This window comes from Acinetobacter sp. AR_0276 (genome assembly GCF_003000705.1).
Lineage (GTDB): Bacteria > Pseudomonadota > Gammaproteobacteria > Pseudomonadales > Moraxellaceae > Acinetobacter > Acinetobacter nosocomialis.
This window is the reverse complement of the sequence record NZ_PSQO01000004.1, coordinates 1,131,366-1,153,894: the sequence shown is the minus strand read 5'-3', so window position 1 is coordinate 1,153,894 and position 22,529 is coordinate 1,131,366. Positions and strand designations below refer to the sequence as shown.

General features: G+C 38.3%; 23 protein-coding genes. 14 read left to right on the top strand and 9 right to left on the bottom strand.

Annotated features, from left to right (window positions below):
• The first annotated feature begins 13 nt into the window (after positions 1–13).
• Positions 14–445, top strand: a complete 432-nt coding sequence (gene mscL / locus CSB87_RS06275) for a large conductance mechanosensitive channel protein MscL (protein WP_004885352.1) — start codon at positions 14–16, stop codon at positions 443–445.
• Between the two features lie 137 nt (positions 446–582).
• The gene (locus CSB87_RS06270) at positions 583–936 is read left to right on the top strand and encodes a gamma-glutamylcyclotransferase family protein (protein WP_016804648.1); all 354 of its coding nucleotides are present in this window, start codon (positions 583–585) and stop codon (positions 934–936) included.
• A gap of 11 nt (positions 937–947) precedes the next feature.
• Here CSB87_RS06270 and CSB87_RS06265 read toward each other — a convergent pair whose 3' ends face one another.
• Positions 948–1,238: a peptidylprolyl isomerase gene (locus CSB87_RS06265; protein ID WP_002051379.1), complete on the bottom strand. Its 291-nt coding sequence runs from the start codon at positions 1,236–1,238 to the stop codon at positions 948–950.
• 19 nt (positions 1,239–1,257) lie between these two features.
• Entirely contained in the window at positions 1,258–2,082 is an 825-nt protein-coding gene (gene mutM / locus CSB87_RS06260; protein ID WP_031953297.1) for a bifunctional DNA-formamidopyrimidine glycosylase/DNA-(apurinic or apyrimidinic site) lyase, read from the bottom strand.
• A gap of 75 nt (positions 2,083–2,157) precedes the next feature.
• Between mutM and CSB87_RS06255 the strand changes: the two genes are divergently transcribed.
• The 4 genes from CSB87_RS06255 to CSB87_RS06240 all read left to right on the top strand — a co-directional run bounded on the left by CSB87_RS06255 (position 2,158) and on the right by CSB87_RS06240 (position 7,100).
• The gene (locus CSB87_RS06255; protein ID WP_031953296.1) at positions 2,158–2,724 is read left to right on the top strand and encodes a DNA-3-methyladenine glycosylase; all 567 of its coding nucleotides are present in this window, start codon (positions 2,158–2,160) and stop codon (positions 2,722–2,724) included.
• A gap of 134 nt (positions 2,725–2,858) precedes the next feature.
• On the top strand, positions 2,859–4,991 hold the full coding sequence (locus tag CSB87_RS06250) for a TonB-dependent receptor family protein (RefSeq protein ID WP_031953295.1): 2,133 nt from the start codon (positions 2,859–2,861) through the stop codon (positions 4,989–4,991).
• Positions 4,992–5,000: 9 nt separating this feature from the next.
• On the top strand, positions 5,001–6,110 hold the full coding sequence (locus CSB87_RS06245; protein ID WP_004712065.1) for an NADH:flavin oxidoreductase/NADH oxidase: 1,110 nt from the start codon (positions 5,001–5,003) through the stop codon (positions 6,108–6,110).
• 66 nt (positions 6,111–6,176) lie between these two features.
• A complete protein-coding gene (locus CSB87_RS06240; protein ID WP_023188155.1) occupies positions 6,177–7,100 on the top strand; it encodes an AEC family transporter in 924 nt (307 codons plus the stop codon).
• Positions 7,101–7,134: 34 nt separating this feature from the next.
• Here CSB87_RS06240 and CSB87_RS06235 read toward each other — a convergent pair whose 3' ends face one another.
• The 3 genes from CSB87_RS06235 to CSB87_RS06225 form a co-directional block, all read right to left on the bottom strand.
• Complete coding sequence (locus CSB87_RS06235; RefSeq protein ID WP_002051569.1) at positions 7,135–7,959, bottom strand: tetratricopeptide repeat protein; 825 nt, start codon at positions 7,957–7,959, stop codon at positions 7,135–7,137.
• Between the two features lie 182 nt (positions 7,960–8,141).
• Positions 8,142–8,852: a DsbC family protein gene (locus tag CSB87_RS06230; RefSeq protein WP_004712069.1), complete on the bottom strand. Its 711-nt coding sequence runs from the start codon at positions 8,850–8,852 to the stop codon at positions 8,142–8,144.
• A 145-nt stretch (positions 8,853–8,997) separates the two neighbouring features.
• The gene (locus CSB87_RS06225; protein ID WP_004712071.1) at positions 8,998–9,720 is read right to left on the bottom strand and encodes a YgfZ/GcvT domain-containing protein; all 723 of its coding nucleotides are present in this window, start codon (positions 9,718–9,720) and stop codon (positions 8,998–9,000) included.
• 213 nt (positions 9,721–9,933) lie between these two features.
• Between CSB87_RS06225 and CSB87_RS06220 the strand changes: the two genes are divergently transcribed.
• The 4 genes from CSB87_RS06220 to CSB87_RS06205 all read left to right on the top strand — a co-directional run bounded on the left by CSB87_RS06220 (position 9,934) and on the right by CSB87_RS06205 (position 11,872).
• Positions 9,934–10,386: an SRPBCC family protein gene (locus CSB87_RS06220; RefSeq protein ID WP_079377340.1), complete on the top strand. Its 453-nt coding sequence runs from the start codon at positions 9,934–9,936 to the stop codon at positions 10,384–10,386.
• Positions 10,387–10,533: 147 nt separating this feature from the next.
• Positions 10,534–10,890 carry a DUF488 domain-containing protein gene (locus CSB87_RS06215; RefSeq protein ID WP_031953293.1) on the top strand — a complete coding sequence of 119 codons (357 nt, stop codon included), beginning with the start codon at positions 10,534–10,536 and terminating at the stop codon, positions 10,888–10,890.
• 90 nt (positions 10,891–10,980) lie between these two features.
• Positions 10,981–11,325: a zinc ribbon domain-containing protein YjdM gene (locus CSB87_RS06210; protein ID WP_004885364.1), complete on the top strand. Its 345-nt coding sequence runs from the start codon at positions 10,981–10,983 to the stop codon at positions 11,323–11,325.
• Positions 11,326–11,536: 211 nt separating this feature from the next.
• A complete protein-coding gene (locus CSB87_RS06205; RefSeq protein WP_004885366.1) occupies positions 11,537–11,872 on the top strand; it encodes a YegP family protein in 336 nt (111 codons plus the stop codon).
• 60 nt (positions 11,873–11,932) lie between these two features.
• Here CSB87_RS06205 and CSB87_RS06200 read toward each other — a convergent pair whose 3' ends face one another.
• From CSB87_RS06200 to CSB87_RS06185, 4 genes are read right to left on the bottom strand one after another with little or no spacing between them, the layout of a single operon-like run.
• On the bottom strand, positions 11,933–13,648 hold the full coding sequence (locus CSB87_RS06200) for a proline--tRNA ligase (protein WP_004712081.1): 1,716 nt from the start codon (positions 13,646–13,648) through the stop codon (positions 11,933–11,935).
• A 59-nt stretch (positions 13,649–13,707) separates the two neighbouring features.
• Positions 13,708–16,806 (bottom strand): efflux RND transporter permease subunit, encoded by a 3,099-nt coding sequence (locus CSB87_RS06195; RefSeq protein ID WP_031953292.1) that lies wholly within the window; start codon positions 16,804–16,806, stop codon positions 13,708–13,710.
• Positions 16,807–16,821: 15 nt separating this feature from the next.
• The gene (locus CSB87_RS06190) at positions 16,822–17,940 is read right to left on the bottom strand and encodes an efflux RND transporter periplasmic adaptor subunit (RefSeq protein ID WP_031953290.1); all 1,119 of its coding nucleotides are present in this window, start codon (positions 17,938–17,940) and stop codon (positions 16,822–16,824) included.
• Between the two features lie 59 nt (positions 17,941–17,999).
• Entirely contained in the window at positions 18,000–18,638 is a 639-nt protein-coding gene (locus CSB87_RS06185; protein WP_002051486.1) for a hypothetical protein, read from the bottom strand.
• Positions 18,639–18,920: 282 nt separating this feature from the next.
• Here CSB87_RS06185 and pilG point away from each other — a divergent pair, with 282 nt between their 5' ends.
• Genes pilG through CSB87_RS06165 form a run of 4 tightly spaced genes read left to right on the top strand, consistent with a single transcriptional unit; the run spans position 18,921 to position 22,415 of the window.
• Complete coding sequence (pilG, locus tag CSB87_RS06180) at positions 18,921–19,304, top strand: twitching motility response regulator PilG (RefSeq protein WP_106105053.1); 384 nt, start codon at positions 18,921–18,923, stop codon at positions 19,302–19,304.
• A gap of 26 nt (positions 19,305–19,330) precedes the next feature.
• Positions 19,331–19,693: a response regulator gene (locus tag CSB87_RS06175; protein ID WP_002051151.1), complete on the top strand. Its 363-nt coding sequence runs from the start codon at positions 19,331–19,333 to the stop codon at positions 19,691–19,693.
• A gap of 57 nt (positions 19,694–19,750) precedes the next feature.
• On the top strand, positions 19,751–20,287 hold the full coding sequence (locus tag CSB87_RS06170; protein ID WP_002051357.1) for a chemotaxis protein CheW: 537 nt from the start codon (positions 19,751–19,753) through the stop codon (positions 20,285–20,287).
• A 46-nt stretch (positions 20,288–20,333) separates the two neighbouring features.
• A complete protein-coding gene (locus tag CSB87_RS06165; RefSeq protein WP_004885376.1) occupies positions 20,334–22,415 on the top strand; it encodes a methyl-accepting chemotaxis protein in 2,082 nt (693 codons plus the stop codon).
• Positions 22,416–22,529 lie beyond the last annotated feature (114 nt).

Sequence of the window (22,529 nt, the reverse complement as noted above, 5' to 3'; positions counted from 1 at the left end):
TGGAGATGTTTAGATGAGTATTATTCAAGAATTTAAAGAATTTGCCATTAAAGGCAATATGATGGATTTAGCCATTGGTGTAATTATTGGTGGTGCTTTTGGCAAAATCGTAGACTCGTTAGTAAAAGATATCATCATGCCGCTTATCACTGTAATTACAGGTGGTGGTGTTGATTTCTCGCAGAAATTTATCGTATTAGGTGCAAACCCTAATAACTTACAATCTCTAGATGCCTTACAAAAAGCAGGTATCAATGTATTAACTTACGGTAACTTCCTGACCATTTTAATTAACTTCCTGATTTTGGCTTGGGTTGTGTTCTTAATGGTTAAATTATTAAACAGACTTCGCCGTGATAAGAATGAGCCAGAAGCTCCAGCTGCAACTCCTGAAGACGTACAATTATTGCGCGAAATTCGTGATGAGTTGAAAAAGAAAGCTTAAGCAGATTTCAAATAAAAAACGGTACTTAGAGTACCGTTTTTTATTACATCGCATTTTATACTGGATTAGAGATATTGATAAAATTGCAAGGTCACAGTTAAGTTTAGCTAAGCATATTGAACAAGGAACATAAATTAATGAATCAGCTTTTTGTATATGGAACCTTATGTCCTAATAAAGCAAATGCTCATATTTTGGAGCAGATTGGTGGAAGCTGGATGAAAGCTAGTGTACGAGGGGTAATTCATATTTTAGATTGGGGCCCAGACAAAGGTTTAAAAGCGTTAGAGTTAGATTCGCAAGCAGATTGGATAGAAGGTTATGTGTTTAGCACAGAAAAATTAGCAGAAAACTGGCAAATGTTAGATGACTTTGAAGGCTTTCAATACCAGCGTGTAATCGCTGATATAAAACTAGAGTCAGGTGAATATATAAAAGCCTGGACATATCAAATGAATGCACAGGCTAATACTTTTGAAAACGATAATTAAATTAATGAGTCCTAACGTAAGCTGCCCATTCGGAATTTAACTTCTAAAAGATGATAGCCAAACTGGCTTTTGATAGGACCTTGTAACACGCGTTCAGCAGCAGTAAAAACGACTTTGTCGATAACAGGTACCAACTGTCCTTTTTTGACTTCACCAAGTTCACCGCCACGTTTAGCTGAATTACAGGTAGAATATTGCTTGGCAAGTTTGGCAAAGTCAGCCCCACTTTGTAGCTTCTTTTTTAGCTGTTCGGCTAAGTCTTTATCTTTGACTAAAATATGTCGGACAATTGCTGTTTGCATGTTGTCTTCCTCCAAAAAATTAAGGCTTTTTCAGCTTTTTCAGCGGTTGGCATTGTGGGCAAAATACACTGGCACGCTGACCGAGTTTTAAGTTTTCTAATGTGGTTTCACAGTTAACACACATTTCTCCGGCACGACCATAAGCGAGTAAAGTCTGTTGAAAATAACCATTTTCACCCATGGCATTGCTATAGTCTCGTAAAGTCGAGCCGCCTAAATCAATTGCTGACTTTAAAATTCGCTTAATCTCAACAACCAGTTTCTCAATCTGTTGTATGGTCAAATCACCAGCAGGCTGTGCTGGATGAATGCCAACATTAAACAAGCTTTCAGTTGCATAGATATTGCCAACACCGACCACTACATGGTTATCCATGAGTGCAATTTTTATGCCGACAGCTTTATTCTTGAGTTTGGAAGCTAAATATTCTGCATGAAAGTCAGTACTTAATGGTTCTGGTCCTAAAGTATCGATGAGTTTGCCTTGAGTTTCAGGGTTAAGCCAAAGAATACAGCCAAAACGACGTGGGTCATGGTAACGTAACTGTTGGTCTTCAAATTGAATAATCAGATGATCATGTTTTCTCAGTTCATCGTTTGGTTGACACAGGCGAAAACTACCTGACATTCCTAAATGCCAGAGCATTTGATCTTGTTCAAACTCTGCCAAAATATATTTTGAACGACGATTTAATACAATCAGGCGTTGCCCAACAAGTCTTTGAATATCATCTGGTATTGGCCAACGTAAGCTAGGATTACGTACTTCAACACTTAAAACTTTTTGATTCAATAAGGGAAATAAACTGGTTTTGGTGGTTTCGACTTCGGGTAACTCAGGCATGCCAACTCGCAGAATTAACAGATATACTGGATTAATCAAGTATAACGTGTGGTATGTAATATTTCAGAGAATACTATGTCAGATATTTTACCATTAAGCTGGTTTCAACGAGAAACTTCGGAAGTAGCATATGATTTAATCGGCTGCGTATTATGTAAGCGACAACCTGATGGACAAGTTATCCGCTGTACAATTAGTGAAACAGAAGCTTATTTGGGCATGCGTGATAAAGCCTGCCATAGCTACAATGACAAACGTACCGCACGAACAGAAGTGATGTATCGCCATGGTGGTACCATTTATGTCTATTTAATTTATGGCATGTATGAAATGCTCAACATTATTACTCAAACAGAAGGTGTACCTGAAGGAGTAATGATTCGATCAGCATTTTTAAATGGTGCTTCAACCAAAAAAGAATATAAGCTTTTGGCTGGACCCGGCAAACTGACGCGTTATTTGGGCATTGATCGGACTTTAAAAGGCCAGACTTTAGGTGAAGAATCTGGACTATGGATTGAGGCAGCCACTACACCGCCAGAAGTGGTTTTAACGCCACGTATTGGAATTGATTATGCCGAGGAAGCGAAAGATTGGCCTGAACGATATTGCTGGAAAGGTCATCCATCTTTGAGCCGATAACTCTTAAACTGGAAATCAATTTTTATATCGCAAAACGACTGTTCCAGATTTACAACAATGTAAACCGAATTCTATATCCAGACGAGACACTGCTTTTTGTTATCATAACTACAATATAAATAAAGGAAATAAGCATGTCCTTATTACGCTTAGACCGACTTCACTACTGTATTTTGATGAGTATGGGCTGTATTTCTAGCCCACTTGTTTGGGCAGAAGACTTAAATTCAGATGTTGCCAAATTGCCTACTTTACATGTGGAAGCAACTCGTACTGATACTACTTACTTACAAACACCTGCTTCGGTTTTTCGAATAGATGCACCTCTGGCGGATAGTTCTTCACAAGTGAATTTGACCGAGGTTGTGAAGGGGATACCGAGTTTGCAAATTCGTAACCGTGAAAATTATGCGCAAGATTTACAGCTATCTATGCGTGGTTTTGGTGCACGTTCTACTTTTGGTGTCCGAGGTATTCGCCTATATGTGGATGGTATTCCTGCAACAATGCCAGATGGGCAAGGCCAAACGTCTAATATCGACTTAAGCAGTCTGGATCATGTTGAAGTCCTAACAGGGCCTTTTTCTTCACTTTATGGAAATTCATCGGGCGGGACAATTTTAACTTCTACTAAAGAAGGACAGGGAAAAGACTCAATTGAGCTCAGCTATTCGGGTGGTAGTCACGATAAAAGCCGAGCAGGGTTAGTGCTACAAGGTGGAGCAAAAGGGGCGAATGAACCAAGTTATATTATTAGCTCATCATACTTCGATACCGATGGTTACCGAGAACATAGCGGGGCAGAAAAAATATTAAATAATGCAAAGCTCAGTTGGAACCTTGATGATGGAAGTAAAATCAACTGGGTGACTAACTATGTCAAAATCAATGCCGATGATCCACAGGGTTTAACGCATGATCAGTGGAATGCGAATCCAAAGCAACAAGTTCCGTTTTTAAAGCAATTTAATGTTCGTAAAGATATCGAACAAACCCAAACGGGCATGACATGGTCTAAGCCTATTAATGATAAAAATGAACTTTATACCATGGCATATTTGGGTAATCGTCAAGTCACTCAGTATCAATCTATTCCTAAATCTACCCAAGATGCCAGTATCAATCATGCGGGTGGTGTGATTGATTTTGACCGTAATTATTATGGTGCTGATTTCCGTTGGACAGGTAAAGAACTATTGCCAAATACAACGGTGAGTTTGGGGGTTGCACTCGATGCGATGGATGAAGATCGTAAAGGCTTTGAAAACTTTAATTTAGTAAATGGTCAACCTTCTTATGGCGTCAAAGGTAAATTACGCCGTGATGAAGACAATACTCTGTGGAATATCGATCCATATTTACAAGCTTCATGGCAGTTCTTACCCACATGGCGTTTAGATACGGGCGTACGCTATAGTAATGTTCACTATAAGTCGGAAGATCGCTATTTAAGTAATGGCGACGATAGCGGCAAGACTGATTACAGTAAAGTTTTACCGTCGCTTGCGTTAAGTTGGCAAATTTTACCTGAGCTCATGGCTTATATGAGTTATGCCAAAGGGTTTGAAACACCGACCTTTACTGAAATGGCATATCAAACTGATACGACAAAGTCAGGTTTTAATTTTGATTTAAAACCATCGACCAGTGATACCTATGAAGCTGGTTTAAAATCACAAAACCAATTAGGTGATTTTACTTTGGCAGTTTTTCAAACTAAAACCAAAAATGACATTGTTTCAGCAGGAAGCTCAAATGGTCGTTCTACCTTCCGAAATGCGGATAAAACTTTGCGTGAAGGGGTAGAGTTTGCATGGAATAAAAAGTTGTGGCGAGATTTAACAGCGACAGCAAGCTATGCCTATTTAGATGCTACTTTTGATGCGGATATTCCAGCTTTAGGCAATATTGCTCAAATTCCAGATGGCAATGCGATTCCTGGAATTGCTAAAAATCAGGCTTACATTTCTTTAGCTTGGCAACCGAGCCACGGACTATATGGTGGTGTAGATGTACAGTATATGGACAAAGTATACGTGAATGATACCAACAGTGACGCAGCACCAAGCTACAGTGTAACTTCAGCAAATATTGGTTATGCATGGGATTTAGGTACTTGGAAAGTCAAAAGCTTTGCTCGTGTAGATAACCTATTTGATAAAAATTATGCGGGTTCAGTTATCGTAAATGATGGTAATGATCGTTACTTTGAACCCGCTGATGGGCGTAACTGGAGTGCAGGTTTACGTGTGATTAAACAATTCTAGGAATTTAAAATGGCAAAATTATTTGAAACGGTTAATTTTGATTCGCTACAACTGGTCAATAGAATTGTAATTGCCCCAATGTGTCAGTATTCGGCAACTGATGAAGGCGAAATTACCTATTGGCATGAGCAGCAATGGGCAAATTACGCGTTGTCTGGAGCTGGGTTATGCATTGTAGAAGCTACGGCTGTACAAGCGGAAGGTCGAATTAGTTACGCAGATCTTGGACTTTGGAATGATCAGCAACGTGACCAAATCAAAACTTTATTAGGAAAAGTTAAAACACTTTCTCCTATGCCATTTGGAATTCAGTTAGCACATGCTGGACGTAAGGCATCAACTGAAAAGCCTTGGTTGGGGAAAGGTCAAATTGCAAAAGATCAGCCACATGGTTGGCAAACAGTTGCCCCAAGTACAAGTACTTTTTCGGTTCACGATGCAGCACCACATGCATTAACAGTTGATGAAATTAAACAAATTCAACAAGACTTTGCAGCTGCAGCAAAACGTGCAGTTGAAGCGGGCTTTGAGCTAATCGAAGTACATGCGGCGCATGGCTACTTGTTGCATCAATTTTTATCTCCAATTGCCAATCAACGTACTGACGAATATGGCGGCTCTTTAGAAAACCGTATGCGTATGACGCTTGAAGTACTTCAGGCAATTAAACTTGCTGTTCCTGCGGGTTATCCTGTAGGGGTGCGTTTATCTGCAACTGATTGGATGGATGGTAACGAACAGTGGGACGTTGAGTCTACAGTTGGGTTATCAAAAGCTTTAGAGCAACTGGGAGCCGCTTATATCCATGTCTCTAGTGGTGGCTTACATGAACACCAAAATATTACCATCGGGGCAGGTTACCAAGTACCATTCGCGGAGCAGGTTAAAAAACATGTATCTATTCCTGTGATTGCGGTAGGTCTTATTACTGATCCACAGCATGCTGAACAAATTTTAGAAAACCAACAAGCTGATGCCATTGGTCTTGCACGTGCAATGTTATATGACCCACGTTGGCCATGGCATGCTGCAGCTACATTGGGGGCAAAAGTCAAAATTGCTCCTCAATATTTGCGTTGTCAACCACATGGCTTAAAACAGCTTTTTGATTCTTTTTAGTTTTTAAATATGCGGGCAAATTAAAATTTGCCCGTTTTTCTTTTGAAATGAGTGAGGGCGTTGTTTGTGGTTTTTCAGGTAATCTTACCAATTTTGATTTTATTATTGATGGGGTACTGTAGTGTTCTCATTAAATTGGTGACACCTGAGCAAATTAAGGCTCTTAGCGCATTCGTTATTAAAATTGCGCTTCCTGCATTTTTAATCCAATCCTTAGCCAATAAAAACTTACAAGATATTTGGCACCCAGCTTATTTTATTGCTTATGGTGGTGGCTCTTTAATCTTGTTTTTTCTGGCTTTTATCATTTATCGGAAATATTTTAAAAACAGCCTAACCCATAGTGCAGTCATATCAATGGGTGCTTCTATGTCAAATACAGGTTTTATGGGTACTGCTATTTTGACCATGCTCATGGGTAGTCATGCTGCAATCTATATATCTTTAACTTTAATCATTGAAAACTTATTAATTGTCGCTTTAATGCTTATTTTGGCAGAAGCGGGATTACATCAACAGCAGCGGCTTTTGCCTTTACTGAAAAAAACATTCATAAATTTAATTAAAAATCCTGTAATTATTGCAATTTTAGTGGGGATGAGCTGTATCTTGCTAGGTATTCATCTGCCTTCAAAACTTGGGCAAGCTTTAGAACTTTTAGGAAGGACAGCTTCGCCTCTAGCACTATTTGCTATTGGCGGCAGCTTGGTTGGTATAGGTATTACCGCCGTGAATTTACAAAGTGTATTGTTGGCTGGGTTTAATGTCATTCTTATGCCAGTTGTGATTTTTGGGTTATTCCTTTTATTACCAAACGTCAGTCAAGAGATGTTATATGCCGGAACATTAATTGCGGCACTTCCAATGCCAATTGCTTTTGGTATTTTTGGGCAAGCATATGGTTTAAATGAAAGAGCATTAACACCTTTAATGATAAGTACCATTATTGGTTTTATTGGAGTAAGTGGACTTATCGCTTTGTGGTGGTAAAAGAAAAGCCCCATACGGGGCTATTGTTTCTTTGCTATTTTTTAGGTGCAGGCTGTGTAGGGGCGGCTGCAGCTTGTTTATTCTTCTCAGCAATAATCTTTTCGACTGAAGCTAAAGATTCTCTAGCATTAGGAACATTTTGGTTAGCAAGTTCAGTAAAAATCTGTTTTGCTTGAGGCAAGTTCTGAGGAATAATATTGCCATTTGCCATCATAGTCGCTAAAGCCATAGACGCTGGTGCATAACCTTTTTGTGCAATTGCTTGTAAAGCTTCAATGCCTTGGCGTTTCATGAGAGGGTTTTTATTTTCAACCCCTTGGCTAATATCATAAAGTGCTTTGACTTGAATAGCAGGGTAGTTTCCTTTTCGAATTAAAGGCGCTAGCTTTTGTAAAGCAATTTGATGAGACTGTGGCTTTTTCTGAGCAAATAAAATGGTCGCAATTTTTACCGTTGCATCATCAGAGCCTTGAGCTGATGCTTTTTGCACATATTGGCTAAATTTATTACTATCTTTTGCAACGCCTAATTCACCAGTTTCATAAATCTGTGCAAGTCTATAACTGGCCTGAGCATAACCTTTGTTTGAAGCGTCTTCATAATATTTTAGAGCTTTGGCATTATCTTTAGGGGTGCCTTGTCCCATTTGCGTCATATAACCTAAGTTATAGATCGCTTGAGCATTTCCTGTCTGCGCAAGGCGCTGCACTTCTTGGAAAGCAGCAGGATAATTTTTTGCCGCATACAATTGTTCAGCCTGTTTAAAGACATCATTTTTTGCCACAGATGCTGTAGTGTCTGCCGCAAAGATTGATGAACTTGAAATGGCGATTAGGCTGGCGATGAGTAATTTCTTCATTTCTTTTTAACCTTTTACTTCGTAGCTACATCATTCCGTCGATGTATTGAATCAACTCAACTTCTCATCATAAATAGTGATGCATGAAAGTAAACAGCCGATTTGTATATAAAACGATGTCTATAAAGCAAACTGTGGAGAAAAATAATATGCCACTCTACTTTTGAGAGTGGCATATAGCATTATTTTACTGACTTAAGTAATGCTTCAATTTGTTTTGCATCACTTGGTACACCAGAGATTCTTTGCCCATCTTGCAAGAATAATGTTGGTGTTCCATCGATATTTAATTTCTGACCTAAAGCGATATTCTTTTGAATTGGGCTTGAGCAACTTTTGCTGTTAGTCGGCAATTTGCGATTAAGCATATAACTTGTCCAAGCTTCAGACGGGTTCTTTGAACACCAGATCTGATTTGAAACTTTTTCAGCATTGGGGTGCAAACTGGTCAGTGGATATAAGAATACATATACCGTTACGTTATCAACCCCAACCATATTTTGTTCTAGACGCTGACAGTAAGGACAATCAGGGTCACTGAAAATATAAAGAGTACGTTCTCCTTTACCTTTTACATATTTAATCGCTTGGTTTAGAGGTAGGCTTTTAACATCAATTTTACCCAATTCGGCAATTCGTTCTTCTGTCATATTTTTTTGTTGTTTGATATCAACCAAATTGCCTACAAAAAAGTATTTAGCATCTTGATTGGTATAAACAATACGACCGCTTGTATACACTTCATAAATACCTTGCACAGGTGATTGATAAACACCTTTTACAGGTAAGTCTGGGTAATTTGTTTTCAGATTTTGTTCAAGTGTTTTTACATCAGCATGAGCAGAACCGAAAAAAGCCAGACTCAACATGAGTGTAGCAAGTTTAGTTTTCATATTTTTTCTCTTAGATTTCAATCTGGATTATGATGGCATAGAAAAATTAAAAAATTGATGCCCTAATTAAATGAATTTATTAGAATTTTGTATCTATAGAAAAGCCCGTAGGGTCATCCACGGGCTTTTTATTTGCTAAATCTGTTTATTGTGGTCTAGCAACATCACCACTTAAAGCTTCCGGTAAATCGAGAACTTGAAGGCCGAGTTCAGCTAGAGCAGCTGGTTTTGCAACCACTAACGCAATATATCCGTCAGGAGTTTGGGTACTATTTACTACTTCAATATCGTTATTTAATTGAGTAGCTGGAGCAGGTGCTTCACCTGTACCTTGAACTAGATGCAACCAGTGTTTTGGTTTTGCTTTAAACCAAAGGCGCGCCACAATTTCCTGACCTAAGTAACAGCCTTTATCGTAATTGACGCCTTCGCGTTGATGTAAACGTAATTCTTGTGGTTGGAACTCATGTTCGGTCGCTTGAGCAATCCATGCTTGACCGGTCATGATGGCTTGTTTTTGCCATTCGGAAATATCAGTTTCTGTAGAGCTGAACTCAGTGTGACCATTTACAACTTTTGGAAACACAACGCCTTGTTCACTTAAGGTCATTTTTGAAAATGCGCCATATTTTTTAATATGCTTAGCAAACTCTTCAGCTTGATCTTGAGTAACAACAATCTCAAAACTTTCAGCGTTAATCTTTTTCAACCATAGGCCAAAATGAATACGGCCTTTAAGATCACAAATGGCTGTATAGCGTGTTTCATTTTCAGCTAAACGCTCAGTATCGACAGTCACTTGGCCTTGTAAAAACTTCTGTGCATCTACACCGTTTAATGCATATGAGGAGAAAGCGAGCAGACTCATGATTAATCTCAAATTCAATATGTTTCTTTATGATTGCTGACTATTTTGCTCCATTTTTATCAAAAAATCAGCCTTAGTTTTCGTAATTTAGTTTTGTCAGAAACTGGTTATATAAATGGAAAAAACACCAAAAATATACGTTAAATGAAATTCTAGGGTTTAAGCTACTAAACATAATTTCTATAACCTAAATGGACTTAAAATAAGGAGAACATAATGGCAACAGGTACAGTAAAATTACATCGCGTATTTAAAGCACCCGCTGAACGGGTTTATCGTGCTTTTCTCGATCCAGATGCTTTAGTTAAGTGGATGGCACCTCACGGTTTTACTGCGAAGGTTCATAGTTTTGATGCAAAAGTGGGTGGCTCATATAAAATGAGTTTTACCAACTTTTCAACAGGTTCAACACACTCATTTGGGGGAACTTATGTTGAACTCGTTCCAAATGAATTAATTCGTTATAACGACCAATTTGATGACTCAAATTTACCTGGTACGATGCAGGTCACTATTACATTAAAAACTGTATTGGTAGGCACAGAAATTCACATTACCCAAGAAGGCATACCAGAAGTTATTCCTGTGGAAGCATGTTATTTAGGTTGGCAAGAATCTTTATCTTTATTGAAGTTGTTGGTGGAAGCCGAAATCCCAGATCAGTAATCGCCTTTTAAAATTTTAAATATTAAATAAGAAAAGAGTGAGTAGAGAGGCTACTCACTCTTTTCTTTTTAAGTACATTAAAAGAGAACAAAATATTTAATATGTTGATGAGGCGTAAACAATGAGGCGTACTAGTGAGAAAAAGAGATGAATATACAAATTAAAAGAATTTATGAACATGCAAGTACCGAGGATGGAAAGCGAATTTTAGTTGATCGACTATGGAGTCGAGGGATTAGCAAAGGAAATGCTCATTTGGATTTATGGTTAAAAGAAATAGCTCCCTCAACTGAGCTACGTAAGTGGTTTCATGCAGAGTCCACAGAACATTGGAATAAGTTCAAACAGCGTTATTTAAAAGAACTAGAAACTAACCCCGCAGTTAAAGAGTTATTAGAAATCGTTTCACATCATAAAGTCACACTTTTGTATTCGGCTAAAGATATGGAACATAACCATGCAATTATTTTAAAAGAATACTTATTAGAAAACAGCAAAAGTTAAATATATAAATTTTTTTTTGGTAAAAGTCTTTTATTTAAAACTTTAAAAAATGAGTCATATCTCGCATAATATATTTTTTGAGATTTTTTTATGTCTTTACCAAATTGCCCAAAATGCCAATCAGAATATACCTATCAAGACGGCGACTTATTAATTTGCCCTGAATGCTCACATGAGTGGAAGGAAGGGGAAGCATCAATTGCTGATGAACAAGAAGTGATTAAAGACGCAAATGGTAATGCCTTGGCAGATGGCGATAGTGTCACTGTGATTAAAGACTTAAAAATTAAAGGTTCATCGTCAGTTGTTAAAGTGGGAACAAAAGTAAAAACAATTCGTTTAGTACCAGATGCAAGTGATGGTCATAATATCGATTGCAAAATTGATGGTATTGGTCAGATGAAATTAAAATCTGAATTTGTAAAAAAAGCTTAATTTGTTAATTTTAATTACATTTCGGTAGAGGTACCTATCAGACCTCTGCCTTTTTAAACTTTCAACATCCTTATAATTTTATTACGATAATGTATAAAAAGTAGACTATCCAAAGTTACATTGCTCATTTATATTGTCATTAATAACAAATAACTTTCGTCCAGAATAATAACGAAAGTCATACCCACACCAACAAAAAAACGAGGTTCTTATGGCAGGATGGTACGAGATTTCACAAGCGAGTGATGGACAATATCGCTTTGTACTTAAGGCTGGTAATGGCGAAATTATTTTAAATAGTGAGCTATATAAAGCGAAAGCATCGGCAGTCAATGGTATTGAGTCAGTTCAAAAAAATAGTGGTGACGATGGACGATATGATCGTTTAACTGCAAAAAATGGAAAACCTTACTTCAATTTAAAAGCTGCAAATCATCAAATTATTGGTACAAGTCAATTCTATGCGAGCGAAGCATCGCGCGATAAAGGGATTGAATCGGTGAAAACCAATGGATCTTCAGCAACCATTAAAGACTTAACGGTTTAGGGGTAAAATTAAATGTAAAAAAAGCAGCTTCTAAAAGCTGCTTTTTTATTTATGACTTTATTAACGCGCTAACTTAGCTAAAAGTTCTTCTTTAGTTAAATTGCTCGCTTCAGCATCGCGGCGGCCTTTATATTCAAATGTACCAGCATCAAGGCCTTTCTCACCAATTACGATACGGTGTGGAATGCCCATTAACTCAAGGTCAGAGAATTTAACACCTGGACGTTCATTACGGTCATCAAGTAATACATCAAAACCTTGAGCTTGTAATTCAGCATAAAGTGCTTCAGCTGCTTCAAGAGTGCGAGGTGATTTGTGTGCATTCATTGGAACAATTGCGATTTCAAAAGGAGCAATTGCTTGTGGCCAAATAATCCCTTTGTCATCGTAGTTTTGCTCAATTGCAGCTGCAACTACGCGCGTTACACCAATACCGTAACAACCCATTGTTACTGTAAATGGTTTGCCATCTTCACCTAAAACTTTACAGCCTAATGCTTCAGAGTATTTAGTACCAAGTTGGAAAATATGACCCACTTCAATACCGCGTTTAATTTGTAGTGTGCCTTTACCATCTGGAGATGGATCGCCTTCAACCACATTACGCAAATCAAAGATTTCAGTAATTTGTGCATCACGTTCCCAGTTTACGCCTACAGCGTGTTTATCAGCTTCATTTGCACCAGCAACAAAGTCAGAAAGAACAGATGCAGCACGGTCAACAATTACAGTGATACCTTTTTCAACCAAACCTTGTGGACCTGTAAAGCCAGCAGTTAAGCCAAATGCTTGAAGTTGCTCTTCTGTTGCAAATGTAAGAGGAGCGGCAACTAAAGGATGTTTCTCAGCTTTAATTTCATTGAGTTCGTGATCGCCACGTAAGAATAGGGCAACCACAGGTACATTACCTTTTTCGTCTGCAATACCTTGAACCAATAACGCTTTTACTGATTGTTTAGGATCAGCATTTAAGAACTGGCATACATCAGCAATTGTTTTTTGGTTTGGTGTTTCAACCAACTTAAATTCTTGTGCAGGCGCTGCGCGTTCACCTACTAAAACAGCCTCAGCCATTTCAACGTTCGCTGCATAATCAGATTCAGTTGAAAATGCGATGTCATCTTCACCACTTGAAGCCAATACGTGGAACTCATGTGAAGCTGAACCACCAATTGAGCCTGTGTCAGCTTGAACTGGGCGGAAGTCTAAACCTAAGCGAGTAAAAATACGGCTATAAGTGTCGTACATTACATCATAGGTTTCTTGTAATGATTCTTGAGTTGCATGGAAAGAATATGCATCTTTCATAATGAACTCGCGTGAACGCATTACACCAAAACGTGGACGAATTTCATCACGGAATTTGGTTTGAATTTGATAGAAATTTACAGGAAGTTGTTTATAACTTTTTAGCTCGTTACGTGCTAAATCGGTAATTACTTCTTCATGTGTAGGACCAAGCACAAACGGGTTGTCGTGACGATCTTTGAAGCGTAATAATTCAGGGCCGTATTGTTCATAACGACCTGATTCTTCCCACAAGCTTGCGGGTTGAGTCACGGGCATGAACACTTCCATAGCACCTGAACGATTCATTTCTTCACGAACAATCGCATCAACTTTTTTAAGCACACGTGTTCCCATCGGCAGCCATGTATATAAACCAGATGCCAATTTACGAATCATCCCCGCACGTAACATAAGCTGATGTGAAATCACTTCAGCATCGTTTGGGGTTTCTCTCAACGTTGCAAATAAAAAGCGGCTTGCGCGCATGGAAAAAGTCCTAAAAAGTTAAGCGTTATAAAAACGCAGATTATACGATAGTTGCTGCATTATGACATGAATCGTCGAGTTTGACGCAGCATAAAGTTTTTCAAGTCATCCAGATAAGTGAAAATGACGGGTACTACTACAAGAGTTAATAAGGTAGAGGTGATTACACCACCAATAACAGCATGGGCCATCGGCGCACTTTGCTCTCCACCTTCGCCCAAGCCTAAAGCTAATGGAACCATACCCATGACCATAGCACTAGTAGTCATTAAAATAGGACGTAAACGGGTTTTACCCGCTTGTAAAATAGCATCATAACGACTTTCCCCATGTTCCATGGCCTTTTTAATAAAGTCGATAAGTAAAATCGCGTTTTTGGTTACTAGCCCCATGAGCATAATAATGCCAATAATTGAAAATAGGTTTAGGGTACTTCTGAACAAAAACAGTGCAAGAAACACCCCAATCAATGACAGGGGCAGAGATGCCATAATCGCAGCTGGGTGAATAAAACTATTAAACTGAGAACCCAAAACAATATAAATAAATACAATGGAAAGCGTAATAGCAGTTAATGCATAACCCGCAGACTCGGCCATGTCGGCATTAGCCCCTTGGGTATTGAAGGTATAACCGGCAGGCAACTTAAATGCTTTTTGCATTTTATCGATGTCTTTACCGATATCCCCACTTGGGCGTCCTGACGTATTGGCTTGGATGAGTACTTCGCGCTCAAGATCGCGTCGGTTAATTTGTGACGCACCGAATTTTTGCTCGGTTGTTGCTACTGCACTCAATGGAACTAATATCGGTTGTCCATTTGCACCAGTTTTGTTTGAGTTGAGATATAGGTTTTGCACGTCTTGCGGAAGCATGCGTTTGTTTTCATTTAAGCGGATATTTACATCATAAGTTTCGCCGTCACGGTCTTCCCACGTTGTGACATTATCGCCCGCAATGAGTGGTCGAATCGCATTGGCAACTTGGGAAACAGACAACCCTAAGTCACTTGCCAGTACACGATTAATATGAACACCTAAAGTTGGTTTCGGTTCTTTTAACGAGCTTTCTAAATCGACCACACCTTTAATTTTACCCATTTCAGTCATAAATCGATTTGAAATTTTTTGAAGTTCATTCAGATCAGTTCCTTTAATCGAAATCATGATTGGCTTTTGACCACCAGACACTGAATCTTGAGCCGCAGCAACGGAGGTAACACGAATACCCGCTACGGTTTGCAAACGATCACGGAACTCATTATTGAGTGTTGTTAAATCTGAACTACGTTGTTGTTTTGGTTTTAAAGTCACTCCTAAACCAGCGTGGTTTTTACCAGAGTCTATTGTGCTATTTACAACCCCGTAGGTAGAAACCACATCGGGAAATTGCCTAATAATTTGATCGACTTGATGTAACTTGGCTTGAGTATATTCTAAAGAAGCATCGACAGGCGTCTCGAACTGAATACGGATTTCACCTTTATCTGGAACTGGTACAAATTCGGTTCCAATCAATTTAGATAAACCTAAGGCCGCAACCAGTGAAGCAATTGCAATAATGACTGTAATAAAACGAAAGCGCAGAGCAAGTTTCAACAGCTTTTCATAAATATGGGTAAGGCCATCTAGTAATCTAGAAATGTGATTAAAGAAACGTTGTAGTCGACTTTCTTTTTTCTTTACCGGGTCTTTCCAATGTGCTGAAAGCATTGGGTCGAGTGTAAAACTGATAAACATAGAAATAAGAACAGCTGTACTTACAGTTACCCCAAACTGGTAGAAGAAACGCCCAATTAACCCCCCCATGAAAGCAACAGGTAAAAATACCGCCACAATGGTAAGTGTAGTTGCGAGTACTGCTAACCCAATTTCTTTGGTGCCATCTAAAGCGGCGGTGACATGGTCTTTGCCAAGCTCTGTATGCCTAACAATGTTTTCTCGAACTACAATCGCGTCATCAATTAATAGGCCAATACTGAGTGATAGAGCTAACAGTGTCATCATGTTAATACTAAAACCAAAAGCCCAGATGAACGTTAATGTTCCAAGCAGGGTAATGGGTAAAGTTAAACCTGTAATGATGGTAGATCGGAAAGAACCTAAAAAGAGTAAAACAATTAAAACTGCTAAACCTGCTCCTTCAAGAATGGTACGTACTACATCTTTAATTGAAGCGCGAATACCTTTGGAGCTGTCTGCGACGACTTTATAGTTTAATCCAGCAGGCATTTGAGCTTTTAGCTTCTCTAAGGTTTGGTAAGTCTTATCGACAACTTGAATTACATTGGCATCTGAACTTTTTAAAATATCGATGGAGACTGCGGTTCTTCCATTATAAAAAGCACTGGATTGCAGTTCGGCTTGAGTGTCTTCAACGGTTGCCACTTGTTTTAGAAAAATAGGGGAGCCATTTTTATTAGCAATGACCAAGTCACCAAAACCAAAAGGATGAATAACTTTTGATTGAATCTGTACCACTAGTTCAGAATTCTTTTGCTGTAAAGTTCCTGCAGGTACTTCTATATTTTCATTTTTTAGTGTGTTAATGACCTGATCAATGCCAATACCATAGCTTTGTAATTGTTCAGGATGAACTTTTATACGAATTTGACGTTTCGCATCACCTAGTAAATTGACATTACCTACACCAGAAACGGTTTTAAGTTGCGGCACAATTTTTTTGTCTACATAAGAACTTAATTGAGCCAAGCTCATCGTATTCGACTCAAACACCACCGACATAATCGGGCTAGATGAAGGATCGTAGCGTTGCACAATCGGCGTATCAATTTCATCACGAAATTGAGCGATAACCGGAGCAATTTTGTCGCGAACATCTTGAGCAGCAATTGCTGAAGAGGTGTCTAGATTAAACTCGGCAATCACCATCGATGACCCTTCACTTGAACGTGAAGTAATTTGTTTAATGCCCGAAATTGTATTGATTTGATCTTCGAGTTTTTTTGTAATATCAGACTCAACCGCTTCAGGTGAAGCACCAGCATATTGCGTGGTAACCACTACAAATGGGAAATCTACGTTAGGAAACTCTTCAACGGTCATGCGTTTCCAAGAGGCTAACCCGAGTACCATTAAGCACAGCATCATCATAATGGTAAAAACGGGGTACTTCACACTGATTCGGGTAAACCACATAAGCTATTTGCTACCTTATTTATTTTTTTCGGCTGTAAGCGTCACTTTTTTATTGATATCGGAATCGTCAAACTGGATACGACTTACCTGATCTGTGCTTTGTAGACCTTGTACCAAAGCAATATTTTCGTTGTAACGCTGCTCAACTACCCGAATTTTGACCTTTTGAATGGTTTGATTGCGTATCACCCATACGAAAGGATCTTGTTGCAGGTTTTGAATACTATCTAAAGGAATAGTTTGTCCTCGATTGTGATCACTTTGCAAAATAATGCCATTAATAAAAGCGCCGATACTGAGTGAATCAATTGCTTCTTTAGGGCTCGCAAAGAATTCAATTTGTCGACTATCTTGGTCTGCTACAGGTGAGACCCGAGTCAGTATGGCATGTAATTGTTTTGAATTACCCTGAATCTGATATTGAATAGAGCTGCCGACTCTTAGTGCAGATTGTTGCTCAATAGGCAACTTTGCCTGTATTTCTAATTGATCAGGATTAACGATTTCAAAGAGCGTTTGTCCAACCGATACAGTTTGTCCCGGTTCAACTTGTCGTTTAGTAATGACACCTGAAATCGGGCTAGTAATAATACCATCTCGATCAGCCTTTTTAGCAATATCAACATTGGCTTGCTGAGCTCTAACACTTTCAAGTTGACCCTTATAATCTACCTGACTCTGTTCAAACTCTACACGGGCAATAAAGCCTTGATTAAGTAGTCTTTGTTTTCGATTCATCAAATTACGTGCAAGCTCTGCTTGTGCCTGAGCTGAAGCAAGATTTGCTTCAGCCTGAGCTAAACGTGCAGCATTATCTTGATTGTTTAATCTGACTAAAACTTGGCCTTTTTGTACTTTTTGTCCCACATTTGCATTAACAGATGTTGCTGTCGCACTGACTTGAGCTTGAATAGAGCTTTGTTGTACCGCACGAATAGTTCCTGTAAAGGCAGTCTGAGCAGCAAGCGAACCTTCTTTTACAGTAATTAAATCTTGAGGAATCAGTTCAATTTTTTTTGGTTCAGATGCTGTGGTTTTTGGTGCTTCTTGCTGATGACATGCAGCTAAAATCAAACTCAGGCTAATTAAGCTTAATTTAAAAAAAGTAGAAGGGGTAAGATGCGTTGTGCGCATACAGCATCATCCTGTAATTCAAATTTTATTTTGCCCTTATTCTTGATAAAGCTGTGCGCTTATTCAAGCTTTTTTAAACGTTCGATAATATTTTCATAGTCTTTATTGGTGCGATTATAGTTTTTTGAAAGTATTTCAAGTGTTTGTTTAACCTTATTAATATTCATCAGATTGTTTTCAATTAGGGTTTTATGCCTTTCAGGAACCTTTTCACCTTTACGAAAATATTCCATTTCCTGACGTTTAAATAAAATTTTGTCTTGTTGTAATTGGCTCAGTTGTTCCTGCTGATAATTCATTTGTTTTTTGATTGCCAATAAAGCTTGGTCTCTTTTAATCAACGCAGTTTTACTATTGCTATATGCTTTTTTTAACTTGTTATCTTCTTCCCTATATCGAGCAGATAATGCACGTTGTGAAGATTGATTTAGATCAGCTTCAGAATTATAGGGATGATTTCTTTTAATGACCTGCATATTTTGGTCAAGTGCCTCATATCCATAGCGAATATGAGCGGGGGTTACAGATGTACTAATATTAGCAATGCCATGCTGGTCGTAATAGCGATACCAAACGGCTTTAGGAGCACCATTTGCAGCTAAAGTTGGGGATGAGAAAAACAGGGCTCCGCAAGAAGCAATGCTTATAAAAACAGACAAGCAGGTCCTATAAAAGGCATATTTCATCCGCTTATTCATAAAATTCCCCAAAAAAGAAAGCTAAACCGCTTATTTTTAAATAATTAATCTTAAATATATTAGTTATTATTTAACTGAATAAAAATATCGACATTCTAAAAAAAATGATAATTTTTTCGAAAGTGTGATGAGGTTAAAAGTTATTGTTTATAAATGAGAAAGTAGACAAAAACCTTTCATTGAAAATAGAAGTATAGATATGTTAAAAATGCGTATAAATCTGTAAAAACAAATTTAAGTTAAATTGCATTTATATTTTATGTTATGGGGATGGAAGATTAAATGGAAGATGCGTTCCAAAATCTGAAAGTAATGGTTATTGATGACTCAAAAACTATTCGCCGTACAGCAGAAACATTATTGCAACGTGAAGGTTGTGAAGTGATTACTGCTGTCGATGGATTTGAAGCTTTATCTAAAATTGCTGAAGCGAATCCGGATATTGTTTTTGTAGATATCATGATGCCTCGTTTAGACGGTTATCAAACTTGTGCTCTGATTAAGAACTCTCAAAATTATCAGAACATTCCCGTTATCATGCTCTCTAGTAAAGATGGTCTATTTGATCAGGCAAAAGGGCGTGTGGTAGGTTCAGATGAATACTTGACGAAACCATTTAGCAAAGATGAATTGTTAAATGCGATTCGTAATCATGTAAGTTTATAATTAAGTAATTTAAGGGCAAAGAAGAAATGGCACGTATTCTTATTGTTGATGACTCACCAACAGAAACTTATCGTTTTAGAGAAATTCTAACTAAGCACGGTTACGATGTAATTGAAGCATCTAATGGTGCAGATGGTGTAACTTTGGCAAAAGCAGAACAGCCTGACTTAGTGTTAATGGATGTTGTAATGCCAGGTGTAAATGGCTTTCAGGCAACACGCCAGATTACCCGTGATGAAGACACTAAGCATATTCCAGTTGTTATTGTAAGTACTAAAGATCAGGCAACTGACCGAGTATGGGGTAAACGTCAGGGTGCTCTCGATTACTTGATTAAGCCTATTGAAGAAAAGCAACTGATCGATGTAATTAAACAATTTCTAAATTAACTCATCCATCCATAAAAACATAAATGGCGGGTCTACACCCGTCTTATAGGATCGAGTATGGCCGCGAACGGATTTATTGAGTTACTTCGTTTGTCTAAACGGGGTAATAAGAATTACGCTTCAGTCCAAAATGAAGCAGAGCGATGGTCGGGAATTGCTTTTGAAATGAGAGGGCAATACTTCGTCGCACCACTTGGGGAAGTGTCAGAGGTTATCTATCCACCAAAATATACACCTGTTCCAAATACCCAAAGTTGGGTGAAGGGACTGGCAAATATTCGGGGAAGATTACTTTCAGTTTCTGACTTGGCACATTTTATTTCAGGGCAACGAAGTTCATTTTCGGCTGCCCAAAAAGTGTTATGTATTAGCCATCACGACCAATATGTGGGATTGGTTGTTGATCAGGTCTTGGGGATTCAACACTTTAATAAGAAAAGCTTTTTTTCTCAAAGTTCAAACTTGGAGGAAAATTTAAAAGAATATTGCCAAGGGTATTTTCACCAACACAATCAGCATTGGCATGTTTTTTTATTTAGTCGATTATTGCAAAACCCACATTACATGAATGCATCGACAAAATTTATAAACTAATTTTTATGCTGTTAATACACAGTGTATTTTTCTGGGGAGAAGCTGTATGGGCTTTAAACTTAAAAAGAAAAGTGGCAATCGTAGTGTAAACGAAAAATCGAGTGTCAACTTTATTGCGAAAATTCAGTCACAAATTGAGCAATACGCCAGTTTATTTGGGGAAAGTAAAAAGTCCAAGCCTATCCTTTATGTAGCGTTGTTATGTTTAGTATTAGCTTCAACTTCGCTTGCTTACTTGTTTTATAGTGTACCTCGACATAACGAATTAACACGTAGTATGGGGGAGTTACGTTTACTATCACAAACGATTTCTAGACAGGCTACAGAAGCGACCGCTTCTGGTTCACCTCAAGCCATGAAAGACTTGGTTGAATCGCGTCAAACTTTTGCCAAAAATATAAAAAATGTCGAAAATATTTATGGTACATCTTCAAAAGAATATAAAAAAGTAGCGACTCTGTGGAAATCTTTGTCTTATGACATTGATTTAATCTCATCACAACAGGACGTAATTAACCAGTTATATAATATGAATATCTCGATTAGTGATTCTATTCCTGAGATTCAAGCTGAATATAACTTGATGGTTGATAAGATGGTCCGCGAAAAAGTATCAAGTAATCAGGTCGTAATTGCTAAAAACCAAGTATTTATTGCGGAACGTATTTTACGATCTATTAACTCGGTTTTCGTTGGTACAGAGAACTCTGAAAACTCAGCGCATGACTTTAGTGTTGATATTGAGACTTTTGGTGTGTACTTAGATGCACAGCTAAATGGAAATGCGGAGTTGGGGGTAGCTAAAGTTGAATCTCCTGAAGTGCGTGAATCTTTGGAAGGTATCAAAACTGAATATGATAAAGTTTTAAAATCTGCTGCAACTTCTGTCCTCAAGCATACAAACCAGATCGTAAACGTACGTCAATCATCAAGTGAGATCTTCTCTCAATCTGATGCAATGTTAACTGCTTTAGGTGATCTTTCAGAGCAAACCCAATATGGCTGGAAGGCTTTTGCGTTAGTTGCTGTACTGACATTATCACTTCTTGGCTTAATTACTTCTGTTTTAAAGCTTTTATCACTTCGTAGTAAAGCAGATAAACAACGTGTAGCTACATTACAAGAAGAATATGATCGTAACCAGAATGCGATTTTACGTTTACTTGATGAAATTGCCGATCTTGCAGATGGTGACTTACGTTCATATGCAACGGTATCTGAAGACTTTACTGGTGCGATTGCCGACTCGATTAACTTTGCGATTGACCAGTTACGTGACTTAGTATCACGAATCCATGAAACTTCTCAGGAAGTTGCACGTTATACGCAAGATACTCAAAATATTACTAACCAGTTAGCAGAGGCATCTGAGCACCAAGCACAAGAAATTGCCGGTGCATCAACTGCAATGAACGAAATGGCATTGTCGATTGACCAAGTATCTGCCAACGCCTCTGAATCTGCTCAAGTAGCACAACGTTCGGTATATATTGCATCTAATGGTGCACAAGTTGTAAACCGTTCTATTGAGGGTATGGATACCATTCGTGAACAGATTCAGGAAACCTCGAAACGTATTAAGCGTTTGGGTGAGTCTTCACAAGAAATTGGTAACATCGTATCGCTCATTAACGATATTGCAGACCAAACAAACATTCTAGCCTTAAATGCAGCAATTCAAGCATCTATGGCCGGTGAAGCAGGTCGTGGTTTTGCCGTGGTTGCTGACGAAGTCCAACGTCTTGCAGAACGTTCAGCTTCGGCAACTAAACAGATTGAAACGCTTGTTAAAACGATTCAAACGGATACCAACGAAGCCGTTATTTCAATGGAACAAACGACAACAGAGGTTGTACGTGGTGCTAACTTAGCGAAAGATGCGGGTATTGCACTTGATGAAATTCAAAAAGTATCGGGTGACTTGGCAAACTTAATTGCGAGCATTTCTGATGCAGCAAAACTTCAATCAGCTTCTGCGAGTCACATTGCTGCAACCATGACTGTTGTACAAGAAATTACTTCACAAACAACAACGGCAACCTTCGATACTGCTCGTTCTGTATCTGAATTGGCGAATATGTCGGAGTCATTACGTGAGTCAGTAACGGACTTTAAATTACCTGACTAAATTGGGGGATGAGAATAGCTATTCTCATAATAGCTATTCTTTTAAAAGTATGAGCAGCGCCAGACAAATATTGGGGAAATAGCTATTTTTCTGGTGTTGACTCTGTAGTTTTCC

Coding starts and splice junctions, on each gene's coding strand:
- CSB87_RS06195 (WP_031953292.1), bottom strand. CDS start 16,806: ATGTGGTTTACCCGAATCAGTGTGAAGTACCCCGTTTTTACCATTATG.
- CSB87_RS06225 (WP_004712071.1), bottom strand. CDS start 9,720: ATGAGTCTGCTCGCTTTCTCCTCATATGCATTAAACGGTGTAGATGCA.
- CSB87_RS06235 (WP_002051569.1), bottom strand. CDS start 7,959: ATGAAGAAATTACTCATCGCCAGCCTAATCGCCATTTCAAGTTCATCA.
- CSB87_RS06265 (WP_002051379.1), bottom strand. CDS start 1,238: ATGCAAACAGCAATTGTCCGACATATTTTAGTCAAAGATAAAGACTTA.
- CSB87_RS06215 (WP_031953293.1), top strand. CDS start 10,534: ATGAATATACAAATTAAAAGAATTTATGAACATGCAAGTACCGAGGAT.
- mutM (WP_031953297.1), bottom strand. CDS start 2,082: ATGCCTGAGTTACCCGAAGTCGAAACCACCAAAACCAGTTTATTTCCC.
- CSB87_RS06245 (WP_004712065.1), top strand. CDS start 5,001: ATGGCAAAATTATTTGAAACGGTTAATTTTGATTCGCTACAACTGGTC.
- CSB87_RS06175 (WP_002051151.1), top strand. CDS start 19,331: ATGGCACGTATTCTTATTGTTGATGACTCACCAACAGAAACTTATCGT.
- CSB87_RS06200 (WP_004712081.1), bottom strand. CDS start 13,648: ATGCGCGCAAGCCGCTTTTTATTTGCAACGTTGAGAGAAACCCCAAAC.
- CSB87_RS06165 (WP_004885376.1), top strand. CDS start 20,334: ATGGGCTTTAAACTTAAAAAGAAAAGTGGCAATCGTAGTGTAAACGAA.
- CSB87_RS06230 (WP_004712069.1), bottom strand. CDS start 8,852: ATGAAAACTAAACTTGCTACACTCATGTTGAGTCTGGCTTTTTTCGGT.
- pilG (WP_106105053.1), top strand. CDS start 18,921: ATGGAAGATGCGTTCCAAAATCTGAAAGTAATGGTTATTGATGACTCA.
- CSB87_RS06205 (WP_004885366.1), top strand. CDS start 11,537: ATGGCAGGATGGTACGAGATTTCACAAGCGAGTGATGGACAATATCGC.
- CSB87_RS06270 (WP_016804648.1), top strand. CDS start 583: ATGAATCAGCTTTTTGTATATGGAACCTTATGTCCTAATAAAGCAAAT.
- CSB87_RS06250 (WP_031953295.1), top strand. CDS start 2,859: ATGTCCTTATTACGCTTAGACCGACTTCACTACTGTATTTTGATGAGT.
- CSB87_RS06170 (WP_002051357.1), top strand. CDS start 19,751: ATGGCCGCGAACGGATTTATTGAGTTACTTCGTTTGTCTAAACGGGGT.
- CSB87_RS06190 (WP_031953290.1), bottom strand. CDS start 17,940: ATGCGCACAACGCATCTTACCCCTTCTACTTTTTTTAAATTAAGCTTA.
- CSB87_RS06185 (WP_002051486.1), bottom strand. CDS start 18,638: ATGAATAAGCGGATGAAATATGCCTTTTATAGGACCTGCTTGTCTGTT.
- CSB87_RS06210 (WP_004885364.1), top strand. CDS start 10,981: ATGTCTTTACCAAATTGCCCAAAATGCCAATCAGAATATACCTATCAA.
- mscL (WP_004885352.1), top strand. CDS start 14: ATGAGTATTATTCAAGAATTTAAAGAATTTGCCATTAAAGGCAATATG.
- CSB87_RS06255 (WP_031953296.1), top strand. CDS start 2,158: ATGTCAGATATTTTACCATTAAGCTGGTTTCAACGAGAAACTTCGGAA.